Origin of the sequence: Peristeroidobacter agariperforans (genome assembly GCF_004138335.1) — a bacterium.
GTDB classification, from domain to species: domain Bacteria; phylum Pseudomonadota; class Gammaproteobacteria; order Steroidobacterales; family Steroidobacteraceae; genus Steroidobacter; species Steroidobacter agariperforans.
In genome coordinates, this window is the sequence record NZ_RYFW01000003.1 from 152,418 (window position 1) to 165,649 (window position 13,232).

General features: G+C 61.9%; 8 protein-coding genes. All 8 read left to right on the top strand.

Annotated features, from left to right (window positions below; genetic code table 11):
- Positions 1–563 precede the first annotated feature (563 nt).
- The 8 genes from EK373_RS22855 to EK373_RS22890 all read left to right on the top strand — a co-directional run bounded on the left by EK373_RS22855 (position 564) and on the right by EK373_RS22890 (position 13,179).
- Positions 564–1,052 (top strand): RNA polymerase sigma factor, encoded by a 489-nt coding sequence (locus tag EK373_RS22855; protein WP_129646283.1) that lies wholly within the window; start codon positions 564–566, stop codon positions 1,050–1,052.
- Between the two features lie 68 nt (positions 1,053–1,120).
- On the top strand, positions 1,121–2,197 hold the full coding sequence (locus tag EK373_RS22860; protein WP_198683564.1) for a FecR family protein: 1,077 nt from the start codon (positions 1,121–1,123) through the stop codon (positions 2,195–2,197).
- A 119-nt stretch (positions 2,198–2,316) separates the two neighbouring features.
- Positions 2,317–5,418 (top strand): TonB-dependent receptor, encoded by a 3,102-nt coding sequence (locus EK373_RS22865; protein WP_129646287.1) that lies wholly within the window; start codon positions 2,317–2,319, stop codon positions 5,416–5,418.
- A 21-nt stretch (positions 5,419–5,439) separates the two neighbouring features.
- A complete protein-coding gene (locus EK373_RS22870) occupies positions 5,440–7,176 on the top strand; it encodes an alpha/beta hydrolase-fold protein (protein ID WP_129646289.1) in 1,737 nt (578 codons plus the stop codon).
- Positions 7,173–9,131, top strand: a complete 1,959-nt coding sequence (locus tag EK373_RS22875; protein WP_129646291.1) for a serine hydrolase domain-containing protein — start codon at positions 7,173–7,175, stop codon at positions 9,129–9,131. The genes EK373_RS22870 and EK373_RS22875 overlap by 4 nt, the downstream gene beginning before the upstream one ends.
- 18 nt (positions 9,132–9,149) lie before the next feature.
- Complete coding sequence (locus tag EK373_RS22880) at positions 9,150–10,289, top strand: dipeptidase (protein WP_198683565.1); 1,140 nt, start codon at positions 9,150–9,152, stop codon at positions 10,287–10,289.
- Positions 10,290–10,296: 7 nt separating this feature from the next.
- Positions 10,297–11,064, top strand: coding sequence for an SDR family NAD(P)-dependent oxidoreductase (locus EK373_RS22885; protein ID WP_129646293.1), 768 nt, complete (start codon positions 10,297–10,299; stop codon positions 11,062–11,064).
- 9 nt (positions 11,065–11,073) lie between these two features.
- On the top strand, positions 11,074–13,179 hold the full coding sequence (locus EK373_RS22890) for a S9 family peptidase (protein WP_129646295.1): 2,106 nt from the start codon (positions 11,074–11,076) through the stop codon (positions 13,177–13,179).
- Positions 13,180–13,232: the final 53 nt, after the last annotated feature.

The following is a 13,232-nucleotide window of genomic DNA, read 5'->3' on the forward strand; positions in this document are numbered from 1 at the left end:
GCCGTTCGTAACGAGTAACTAACCGTCGAGCAGTGGAGGCGGGTGGAATTCAGGGCCCTCAATGGATGGTTCGCGCAGAAGCGATATGCGCTCTATCTGCGACTCCTTGGCGGATACGGTTCAAGCAGTCCGCCCGCGAGGTGCTCCCAACTCCTTGATTGCTATGATAAGGGCGCCAATCACAGCAGCGCCATCGATGTCGGCCGCGTCGGGTGAGCTAGGACCGCGGCAGCAACTCTGTGAAAAGGATGCTCCCGTTCCGATGACCTGATCGAGTGCGGAGGTCCTCAGTTCGCTCGTTTCAACATTCGACTTCCATCCCCCGATACCGCGGTCCCGATCCTGATCAGTCCCTGGCTCTGGTCGAAGGGCAAACGCCGGCCGTGTCGTCGCGCAATACTCCGCTGCTATCGCAATGTCGTCTCCGGGAGAGTCCAGGAGATCGAGGATTCAGGGTGTGTTTTCACGTTCTACTGCGTCTCTACATTAAGGGTAGGTGGGTATGTCTGCCGCCTGTACGGCCCTGCTTGGGTTCGGCTGCGTGTCCATGTCATATTGGCTTCATGGACGTCTTCAAGTCCCATTTCCATAAGCTCTGTAGCATGCTGCGTCGGCGCGGTCGACGCAGAGATGAGGCCGAGGATTTGGTGCAGGAAGCATTCGTCAGATTGTTGACATACATCGATAAGGGAGAGCGAGTTCTGGAGCCCGAAGCGTTCGTCGCCCGGGCTGCGCTCAACCTTTCCGTGGATCGCAGCCGACGCGATCGTGTGCATCTTTTCGAGCAGCGCGCGGTTGAAGAGTTGGCATTGCCTGCGTTGACGCCGAATCCGGAGGAGGAGGCACACAGTCAACAGTACGTCCGCCGCGTGCAGGCGATCCTGGATGCGCAACTGGGCGAGCGTGCTCGACACGTGTTCTTCCTGCATTGCTTCGAAGGAATGACCTACGATGAGATCGCCAAGCAGATCAAAATGAGTCGACGTACCGTGGAGAAGGATCTCGCCAAGGCCATCAACGTCCTGGCGCTCAGCGCTCTGCCGCCGCCATGAAATCTCCATCGACATCACACGAATTGATCGGCGGGGAACCGTCAGAGCCCGCCCAGCATGATCCGGCCTTGCTCAAGGCGCTGGCGGAAGCCTCTGCCTGGATTGCTACATTGCATGGCCCGGAGCGTACGCCGGCGGTCGAGCGAGGATTGCAGTGCTGGCTGGCGGAAAGCCCGATGCATCGGTATGCCTTCGAGCACGCGACAGATACATGGAGCAAAACGCGGGCGGCGGTCCGACGCTCGGCACATGTGGAGATTCGCGCTCCGAACGTCCGCCAGGTCCATGTTCCAAGGAGGCGTGCTGTATCGTTCGCCGCGATCGCTGCATCGCTGTTGATTACGGTGCTCGGTCTCGGAATCTATCTCAATGGCGCCGGATTGAAGACCGCTGTCGGTGAACGGCGCACGCTCGTGCTGGAGGACGGCACGCAGGTGACATTGAATACCAAGACACGGATGTCCGTGGACTACAACGAGCACCGGAGGCACGTGCGCCTCGAAGCGGGCGAAGCGCTCTTCGAAGTCGCCAAACGTCCGGGCTGGCCATTCGTGGTGACCGCTGGCGACCGGGAAGTCATCGCACTCGGCACGGCTTTTCTCGTACGGCGTGATTCTGCCCAGCTAGCGGTCACGCTGCTGGAAGGCAAAGTTGCGGTCACACCCCCGAATCAACCGCTCTTGGATCGCATCGAAGGTCCGATCGACTTGAGCCGCGTCGGCGCCACCGGTGCAACCACGACTGCGGAGGGTGCTACTAGCAGTACGCCGATTACGCTTGCTCCCGGAGAGCGCATCGTCTTCGCCGAACACGCGACACCGGTGCTGGACCGGCCGGAACTGGAGAAACTCACGGCCTGGCAACAGGGCCTGGTGAACATCGACGATCTCACGCTCGAACAGGCGATGCAGGAGATGAATCGATACAGCACGCTGCAACTGAGCGTCGAGGGCCCGGCTGCAAACATTCGCGTGAGCGGCGTGTTTCGCGTCACCGATTCGGAAAGCATGGCTCGAGCAGTGGCCGTAACTCACGGCCTGGAGCTGCGCAAAGAAGGTCGCCGCATCATCCTCTCGGGCGTTCCTGTGCCGCCCAGCGAGTCCCGCCTGGACCCGGCATCGCTCGCAGGCGAGACACTTCGCTGAGCCTTGCCTGACTTTCGCATCAGGGGAGGTGTGTTTTTTCCGTCTGCTGCGTCTCTACCCCAAGACCGATTCGTTTGTGACTTTAAATAACACGCCAGGGATGGTGCTTGGGGATCAACATGCGCACCAGGCTTTCGCTGTCGTTCGCTATCGCTTGCGCCCTGGCTCCGGCGCCAGCGCTGCTCATCGCCGATCAATGTTTTGCTCAGAGCGAAACGCGACTCGAGCTTCCGCCCCAACCGCTCTCGGCGGCGCTGCGCGCCCTGGGCAATCAGACCAAAACAAACATTCTCTTCGATCCTGCGGCCGTCAAGGATCTCAACGCGCCGGCGGTCATCGATGCGATCGGCATTGAAGATGCGCTGACGAAGGTTCTGGTGGGCAGCGGACTGACGTACCGCTTCATCGATGCGCGCACCGTCACACTGATTCCGCTCGATGTGAAAGGCCATGCCACCTCCGGTGTCGGCTCGACGCCGAACGGCCGGCAGCCGGTTCGTCTGGCGCAAGCGCCAGAGGACGGCAGTCAAAGTGGCGTCGATACGTCCGCGATGACCAGGGAAGCCATCGAAATGGTGGTCGTGACTGGCACGCGGATCCAGCGCAGCGGCTTTACGACCCCAACTCCGGTCACCGTGGTCGGGTCGGACGATTTCGCGGCGCGCGCCACGACCAATATCGCCGATTATCTGAACGACCTGCCAGCGTTCCTGCCGACTCAAACACCAACGACCAATACCATCGCAACCGGCGGCGTCGGCAACTTTCTGAATCTCCGCGGTCTCGGGGGAGAACGCACGCTGCTGCTGGTGGATGGGCGGCGCCATGTGCCCACGACGAACGTAGGCACGGTGAGCATCAACGTGATTCCTACGCTGCTGATCGATCGGGTCGAGGTGGTGACGGGTGGCGCATCGGCGGCTTACGGTTCGGATGCTGTCGCGGGTGTAGTGAACATGATCTTCGACCGCGATCTCGAAGGGTTCCGAGGCGAAGTGCAAAGTGGCATTGCCGAGGAGGGCGACAATGAAGAATGGCGTGTCGCGCTTGCGTTCGGTACGCACTTTGCCGATGGGCGCGGCCACTTCTCGATCGCCGCCGAAGGCTTCGACAACGACGGTATCCAGTATCAACGCGACCGCTCGTGGGGTGCACGCGATTGGGGAATCGTGATCAATCCCGCGTATGCGCCGGGGAACGGCGAGCCCCAGAAATTGTTACTTCCCGATACCGGCCTCAGCATGGCCACCGAAGGTGGCCTGGTCTTGAGCGGACCCTTCGCAGGAATGCAGTTTGCAGCAGATGGTTCTCTCACCCCGTTCAATCCCGGTAGTTCGGGCGGCGGCTTGATCGCGCAGGGAGGGGATGGTCCATACGCCGGCAGTCAGGCGGTGCTCGCGGTGCCGCTCAAACGGCACAATGTCTTCGCCCGCGGCAGCTACGACATTTCTGACAATGTCACAGGTCTGCTCGAAGCGTCCTACGCGCAACAGGAAGCCAACAATCGCAACCTGGTGCAGCCATTCAACTTCGGCGACATTCTCATCCGCACCGACAACGCATTCCTGGCGCCGGAGCAGCGTGCGCAGTTGGTTGCGGGCGGGGTGCCCGGTTTTGCCCTGAGCCGACTCAACACTGATTTTGGATTCGTGCAAGCCAACGACAAGGTCGAGACCAAGCGAGCCGTGGCCGGCCTGCGTGGCAGCTTCGGTGAGAGTTGGACGTGGGATGCTTACTATCAGTACGGTCGCAGTGAACGAGAGAACATCGATCCCGGCAACGTGATCAAGGTCAACATGGCGCAGGCGGTGGATGCAGTGACCGATCCGGTCTCGGGCGAGGCGGTATGTCGATCCGGCGCGCCAGGGTGCGTGCCTTTGAATGTGCTTGGATTCGGCGCGCCGTCGCAGGCAGCACTCGATTATATCCATGGCACCGCCAGCATATTTACCTTGGTAGAGCAGGATGTCGTCGCGGCAAGCATGCAGGGAACTGCCTTCGACAACTGGGCCGGACCGGTGTCGGTCGCCTTTGGCGCCGAGTACCGCAAGGATTCGGTACGCACCGCCGTCGACAGCATTTCCGCCAGCGATGGTTTTCTCATCGGCAACCAGAAGCCGGTACGAGGCGAGATCGAGGTCAAGGAAGCGTTCACGGAAATCGTGATGCCGCTGCTGTCGGAGCTTCCGCTGGCGCGGAGCTCGGAGTTGAACGTTGCAGCCCGCGTCACGGACTACAGCACCAGCGGTTCGGTAACGACCTGGAAGGCAGGACTGTCGCATGCCTTCAATGATGCGATTCGGCTGCGAGCAACCCGCTCGCGGGACATCCGTGCACCGAATGTATTCGAGTTGTACAGCCGCTCGGGCACGGGCTTCTGGCCAGTAACCGATCCACTGACCGGGGCGAGTCTTCTGGTTCAGTCGACGCTGCTACCCAATCCTGGACTGCAGCCGGAAGAGGCGGATACCACGGTGCTCGGCATCGTTTTGCAGCCGGGGTTCGTGCCGCGGCTGCGCCTCTCGGTGGATTACTTCGATATCCAGTTGCAGGATGCCATCGGCCAGCTGGCGCCGCCGGACATTCTGAACCGCTGCGCCGCCGGGGTCGTAGCGCTGTGCGACTACGTCGTGCGTGATGGATCGGGAAACATCCGGGCCGTCAATCGCTCGCAGCTGAATCTGGTCGAAAGGCGTATTCGCGGCGTGGATTTCGAGGCGCACTACTCATTGCCACTGAGCGATCTCGGCCTGGATTCATCGGGCGTGCTCGGGTTGCGGCTGTTGGCAACCTATACGGACGAGCTTTCTTACAACGACGGCTCCATGGACATCGATCAGGCCGGCGCGCTCGCCGGCGACGGCTCTCTGCCAGGGCTGCCGCGCGTCCGCGGTTACGGCAGTGTCAGCTACTCGGATGGGCCGCTCGCCCTTCATCTCGGTGCGCGTTACGTTGGTTCGGCAAATCGCGACAATTCGGATCCCCCGCTGGAGTTCGCGGTCGACCATTTTCCCTCCCAGGTCTATCTCGACACATCGATTCAATACACTTTGCTCAGCGAGCAGGCAAAACGGCTGCAACTGTTCGCGAATGTTTCCAATCTGCTCGACGAAGACCCGGTCATCACCGGCAGAGACGTGTTCTTTTCCGCCGCCACCAATCCATTGCACTACGACGTGATCGGCCGCGCTTACAGCGCCGGCATCCGCTTCTCGTTCTAGTTCACACAAGAGGACAAACTCATGAAGAGTCGTACGCTTGGCGGCGTGCGCGGCTGCGTCATCGCGGCCGCCGCCGGGATGGCCGGGCTGCTACAGATGGGATGGATGCAGATTGAGGCCGCGGAGCGAACTGGCGGCCCCAGCGCTGGTGCGCAACTCGATGTGACAAAGCCGTTCAGCGGAACGCTCAAAGCCGGGGCGAGCCAGCGCTTTTCAATCGAGGCGGACGCCGGTGCGTTCGTGCACGGTCTGGTGGACACCCAGATAGTGCAGGGCCTCGCGGGGGAGATCCTGGATTCCGATGGAAAGGTGCTGCGCAGGTTCGCAGGTGGCGTTGTCGCATTCGTCGCTCCGAAGCACGATCGCTATGAGTTGCAACTCACGAATGCGGGTAGCGGCGCAGGCGCGTTCCAACTGTCGATATCCATACTCCGCCCGCTCGATGCCGACGTTGCCCCGACTGGCGAGTTGATCAGCCGCAAACTTCAGCAGCAAAGCAGCAGCCTCGCGGCGGGAACGGCGAGCAGCGACGACTTCTGGGCTTCGGTTGCGGCAAACGGAACGCCGCTGATCGAGAACGTGGATGGCGAGATGCTGGTGACGCTGCTCTGGCGCGGCAATCAGCACACTCGCCAGGTCAAAGTGCTCTGGTCGCTGTTTCATATCGCGCCGGTCATCGAGCTGCGCCGGCTCGGCCGTTCCGATGTGTGGTATCGATCGTTCAAGTTCGCTCCCGGCACGCGCTTCGAATACACAGTCGCGGAGAATCCACCGGTGGTTGCGGGACCGCCGATGGTTCAGGCCATGGCATTGATGGCGACCGCGAAGGCCGATCCGCTGCACGCCGACTCGCAAGGGCGCAATCCCGCCGAATTGTTCGCATCGAGGTCTCGTGTCGAGTTGCCGCCGGTATTACAGGACTCGCAATGGACGCAAGCACGCAAGGACGTGAAGCAGGGAAAAACAGAAACATTCAAGTTGGGCGAACGGCGTATCAGCGTCTACACACCGCCTGGCTACAGCCGGCAATGCGGACCTTACCCGCTGTTGTTGCTGCTCGATGGCTCCGCCTATCAAGGCCTCATACCGGTGCCGACGATCCTGGAAAACCTGATCGCGGCACGCCGGATCGCGCCAACGGTTGCTGTGTTCGTGGACAACGCTTCGGTCGCCTCACGCGCCGCGGACATGTATCCCAACGAAGCGTTTACCGATCTCATCGCCACCGAGTTGATGAAACAAGTGCGCGCGAAGTATCGGGTGACCAGGAAACCTCAGCACACCGTGATCGGCGGTTTCAGTCTCGGCGGACTGGCAGCGACCAACATCGCATGGCGGCACCCTGAAACCTTCGGCGCAGTGCTGTCTCAATCCGGCGCGTTCTGGTGGTCGGAAGATGCGATCAAGGCCGGGCGAGGGGAGCCCATCCTGACGGAAGGTCCGTTGCTCGATCCGCGAATCGAATCGTTCGAGCTGGTGAAGAGAATTGCGCGAGCACCGAAGGCTCCCATCCGATTGCATTTGAGCGCAGGCCTTTACGAGGGCGATCTGCTTACCGCTAATCGCTTCCTGCGTGACGTGCTGACGGCCAAAGGCAACGAGGTGGAATATCACGAGTTCCCTGGCGGTCATGACGGAGCGTTCTGGCGAGCGGCGTTCGCGGATGCCTATCTGTCCTTGGCCGCTGCGCCGCCAGCGTCAGGCTCGCACACTTGCTACACGGAGTCGGTGTCCACCACGACGAGCTCCCGTCCATGATACGCGCGATCAGCAACTCGCTGGTGGCGACGATAGCGATGTCGTGGGCCACGGCGGTGGCGTCAGAGCCCGTTGCGCTGGACACTGCTGCTGCTTCGAGCCGGCTCGATGCTGCTGATCTGCACGCGTGGCTCGACGGCATCGTTCCTTACGCGCTCGATCGTGGTCGCATCGCGGGCGGAGTCATCGTGGTCGTGCAGGACGGGCGCGTAATTCTGAAACAGGGCTACGGCTATGCCGACGTAGCAGATCGCGTTCCGGTGGATGCCGAGCAAACACTGTTTCGCATCGGGTCCGTCTCCAAACTGTTCACGTGGACCGCGGTGATGCAACTGGTCGAGCAGGGCAAGCTCGACCTCGATCGCGACATTGCGGAATACCTGGATATCGAAATGTCCGACGGGTTCGAGCAACCAATCACCATGCGCCACCTGATGATGCATACGGCGGGGTTCGAGGAACGACTGAAGGGAACGGTGGTGGCCCATCCTGAGGAATTCCCGGCGCTGCGAGCGTATGTGAAAGCGTCGATGCCCGCGCGAATTGCGCCTCCTGGAAAAATTCCCGCCTACAGCAACTATGGCGCGGCGCTGGCTGGCTATGTGGTCGAGAAGATCAGCGGCGAAACGTTCGATGATTATCTACAGCGCGCCGTGTTTGCTCCGTTGGGAATGACGAACTCCACGTCGCGCCAGCCACTGCCACCAGCGCTCGCGACCCACATGTCGCAAGGCTATAAGGTTGCCACGCAGTCGCCATGGTACTTCGAACTGATCCCCGCGCCCGCGGGCGGGATCAGCGCCACTGGCGCGGACATGGCGCAATTCATGATCGCGCATCTTGCAGCGGCCCGGGACGCCGACAGCGTGCTGCTACGAGCGGCGACGGCGCACACATTCCACGACTCCATTTCGAAGCCCATGCCGGGATTGAGCGGCGGTGTCAGTCTGGGAATCGTGGTGAACAGTGAACATCCTCGCATCATTGGTCATGGCGGGAACACGCAGGTATTTCATAGTGACCTGAAGCTGTTCATGGAAAACGGGGTGGGCTGGTTCGCAGCATTCAACAGCACCGGCGCGGGCGGCGCCGTTCACGATCTGCTGAAGTCTTTGAGTGGAGGCTTCACGCGCCGCTACTTCGCCCGCGGCGGCGATACTGACGTGGAGCCCACGATGCCGACTGCAGCGGAGCATGGACGGCAACTGGCGGCCGCTGGAAAGTACGAGCGCTCGCGCGGACGAGCCGACACATTTTTCGGCAGCCTCTCCAGCCTGGTCGGGCAACAGTCCATCACGCTCAACGCCGACAACACGATCAGTATTCCTTCCGCTGTTGGCCTGGATGGCGTGCGCAAGCGCTGGCGTGAAGTTGCGCCCTATGTGTGGCGGGAAGTCGGCGGAACGCAGCGGCTCGTTGCTCGTATCGATGCCGGGCAGGTCAAAGCCATTGGCATGGACTCGCTGGCGGGCACGGGCATCCTGTTGCCGGTGCCCACCTGGCGATCGTCGGGATGGATATTTCCGGTGCTGTTCACAGCGGTGGCGGTGCTCGTCGTGGCCGCGATCTGCATGCCTGTCGCCGCGCTCGTGCGGCGACACTATCAATCTCCATTGACTTTGCCACCGCCCGCATCGCCGGCCCGCGTGCTGAGCCGCGTTGCTGTAATCGCCAATCTTTCGCTACTGGCCGGCTGGGTTGTTGTACTGCGCAAGGGCTTGAACGACTTCTCGCTGTTCACGAGTGAGCTCGATGTTTGGTTGAGGCTTCTGCATCTCATCGGTGTGGCCGTGGCGATGCTGTCCATCGCGGCTGTCTGGAACGCCTGGTTGAGCTGGCGCAGTCCCCATCCGCGCGCGATGCGCATCGGCAACAGCGCGATCGCCGCTGCCTGTTGTGTGGTGGCCGCCTTCGCGTTCGCCTTCAATCTCGTGACGCTCGGCCTCGATTACTGACCTTCACTGGAAGCCATCATGACCATGCATCGCTCACGACGTTCGTTCTTGCAGTCCGCCGCCGCGGCCGCCATCGCGGCGCCGATGATCAATCTCGCGGCGTTTCCGGCGTTCGCCAGCAGCGACCGGAAATACTCCTCACGTGTCATGAAGATCATGGAGCGCGCGCTGGTGATCGACATGCTCGGCGTAGTGAAGCTGAGCTTGTCGCTCGAGTACTGGAAGCAGCGCATGCCCGAACAGGATATACAGTGGTTGCGCGAGTCCGGCGTCACCGTTCTGCATAACGCCGTCGGCTCGGGCGGGCCCGATGCGCATGCCAATGCAATGACGTTTTTCGGCTTGATGAACGGCTTCATCGCGCGCAACAGCGACATACTCAAACTCGTCGACCGCGCCGCTGACATCGACAAGGCCAAGGCGGAAGGAAAGATCGCAATCATCCTGGGTCTGCAGAACGCGGAGCACTTCCGCACCCCTGCGGATGTGAAGCCATTCCACGACCTGGGCCAGCGCTGCGCCCAGCTGACATACAACACCCAGAACTACTACGGCTCAGGATCCACCGAGCGCGGCGACGGCGGCGTGAGCGGCGCAGGCGTGCGGCTGATCCAGAAGATGAACGAGGTCGGCATGCTGGTGGATGTTTCCCACTGCGGCGATCGCACCACACTCGATGCAATCGAGTTGTCCAAGCAGCCGATTGCGATCACGCATTCGAACTGCCGGGCGTTGAATCCCAATCCCCGTACCAAGACCGACGAGGCGATCAAGAAGCTGGCGGCGGCCGGTGGCGTCATGGGCATCACCGGCGTGCGGAATTTCGTGCGCGATCGCGAGCCCACCACCATCGAGCACATGGTGGATCACATCGATCATGTGGTGAAGATCGCCGGCATCGAGCACGTGGGGATCGGCACGGATGCCGATCTGAACGGGCACGACGATTTGCCGCCGGAGCAGATCAAGCTGGCCAAGTCGCTCTACGACTCCAGTTATGGCTTCCGTGACAAGCTCGACACGGATGGATTCGACGACCCGCTGCGGTTCTACAACCTCACGGAGGTGCTGATTCGCCGCGGCTACAGTGATGCGAATATCGAGGCGATTCTCGGCGGCAACTTCCGACGGTTGCTCGGACAGGTTTGGGGCGCGTGAGCTGCGCATGAAGCGGTTCGATGGACAACTGGCTGTTGTTACTGGCGCCGCAAGCGGGATTGGTTGGGCGATCAGCGAGCAACTCGCGAGCGGCGGCGCTCATGTCGTGCTCGCGGACTTGAACGCCGACGCTGCCGAAGCGAAGGCAGCACAGCTGCGAGAGGCTGGATATCACGCGCGCTCGGCAGCGGTCGACGTGAGTGCTCCTCACGACGTGCAGCGCTGGGCGGATGACATCGTGGCAGCCGACGGCACTCCGCAGATCCTCGTGCATAGCGCGGGTGTCGGCGTAGAGCGGGCATTTCTCGAAACAACGATCGAGGAATGGGAACGCATCATTCGCGTCGATCTCACCGGCAGCTTCCTCGTGTCGCAGACGCTGGCTCGCCATATGATTCGCGCCGGCTACGGACGCATCGTGCTGCTCGCATCGACAGCTGGTTTGCGAGGCGGTGTCGGCAGGGCCGCCTACGGCAGCGCCAAGGGCGGAGTCATCACGCTGACCAAAGTCATGGCGGTCGAGCTTGCACGCTACGGCATCACAGTGAATGCGCTCGCTCCGGGCGCCATAGAAACCGAGTTGGTCGCGGTCATGCATTCGCCACGGACGCGACAGACGTATCGATCGAGGATTCCATTGGATCGTTATGGCACGCCGGCGGAGACCGCCGCCTCAGCGATGTTTCTTTGCAGCCGCGAGGCTGCGTATGTCACGGGACATGTCCTGGCCGTCGACGGTGGATTCCTCGCGGCCGGCCTGATGAACGACGCATAGGTAGCACACATGAAAAAATATCTGGCACGCCAGTCGGCGATGGGGATGTGTTTGATGGCGCTTGGCGCTGTCGCCACCGGCGAGCCGCTTGCGCCCGCATCGCTCAATGCATTGCAAGTCATCGAGGACGTCGAAATCTCACCTGATGGCAGCCGTGTGGTTTATGAGCTCACCCGCACCGATGTGGCGCAGGATAAGTATGAGCGCGATCTGTGGCTGATCGAAGGCGAGAAGGATCCACGGCCATTCGTGACGGGCGCGGGCGATGACTCGCGGCCGCGCTGGTCGCCCGATGGCAAACGGCTTGCGTTCGTCTCGACGCGGCAGGGGCGCCCACAGATCTTCGTCTTGGAAATGTCGGGTGGCGAAGCCTGGCGCCTGACCAACGAACCGAGCGGCGTGGGCGGGTTCGCATGGGCTCCGGACAGCTCGCGCATTGCCTATCTCGCTCGTCCTGCGATGCCGGCGCCCAAAACTGCCGCCAAGAATGCGCCGGCAGGCGCCGACCCGGCGATCCTCGCTCGCACGCGCGCACTCGTTACCGATCGGCTGTTCTTTCGAATGGATGGCGTGCCCGGCTTTCTGCCAGATGGGCGCTCGCAATTGTTCGTGACCGAGGCACGGCCGAATGACGCTGCACGCATTGGGCCACTGACCGACGGTCATGCCGAGCCTTCGGAGCCGGTTTGGTCGCCCGACGGTCAGTGGCTTTTTTTCAGCGCGATGCCGACGACGTGGGAAGCGGAAGTGGAGTTCGACACGGAGCTATACCGCGTGCCCGCGGCTGGCGGTGCAGAGCCCGAAGCGATCACTGCGCACAAGGGCAACGACGACGCAGCGATCGTCTCGCGCTCGGGGCTGCTTGCCTTAACGGGCCATGATGCGGGCAATCCGCACAAGAGCGCCTATCAGACGGAGCTCTATGTGATGAAGCCCGACGGCACGGGCCGTCGCACGTTGACCCGCGCTTTCGATCGCAATGTCGGCGAGGTGCAAGGCACCGATGCAGCATGGCTGCACGGGTTGGGTCAGCGCGTGGCGTTCACGCCGAACGGTAAGGAGCTGCTATTTCTTTCCGGCGACGATGGGCTCACCAGGCTGTATCGGGTCGACGTAGATGGCGGCGAAGTCCGCGAAGTGCCAAACCTCATGCGAGGCGATCTGCGCGAGATCAGCGTCGCCGACAACGGGAAGATGGCGACGATCTTCGGCTCGCCGACGCAACCTTTCGAAGTGTGGACCAGTGACGGCGTGGGTAAGCCCTGGCGTCAGCGCACCGGCCAGGCGCTTGCCATGCTGCCCGGCGTGAAGCTCTCGGCGTACGAGCAGATCGAGACGAAATCGTTCGACGGACAGCGCATCCAGGGCTGGCTCGTCAAGCCGCCTGATTTCGATCCTGCGCGCAAATATCCGCTGATCCTCTACATTCACGGCGGACCGCATGCGATGTATGGCGAGAACTTCTATCACGAGTTCCAGGTGCTCTCGAACGCAGGTTACATCCTGCTGCTTTCCAATCCTCGCGGCAGCACGGGCTATGGGCAGGAGTTCGCCAACTCCGTTCAATACACTCATCCGGGCGACGATGCGCATCGCGATCTGATGGCCATCGTGGACGCGGCTGTCGCGCGCGGCTACGTCGATGAACGTCGACTTGGCATTGCCGGTGGCAGCGCGGGCGGGACGTTGACTGCATGGGCCGTGGGTCGAACGGATCGATTCGCCGCGGCGCTGGTCGAGCGGCCGGCAGTCAACTGGTACAGCTTTGTTCCGGGCGCCGATGCCGGCGTCTACTTCGTGCCGCATTGGTTCCGTGATTTCCCGTGGCGCGATCCGGAGGACTATCTGCGGCGCTCGCCGATCACGCTCGTCGATAACGTGAAGACGCCGGTGCTGGTGATCCAGAGCATCGAGGATTACCGCACCACTGTCGATCAGGGCCAACAGTATTACAGCGCGCTCAAGATGTTGGGCAAGCCGGCTCGCCTCGCGCTCTTTCCCTTGTCCTCGCACAGCCTCTCTCGCAACGGCCCGCCAAGCCAGCGAGTGCAGCGGCTCGAGATCATCCTGCAATGGTTCGATGAGAAGTTGCAGCAGCGGCCCGATCAGACTTGACGCGGCCGGCGGTCACGGCGCTCCTCGGAGCGCCGTGCCGAAGGCTCGTTCCA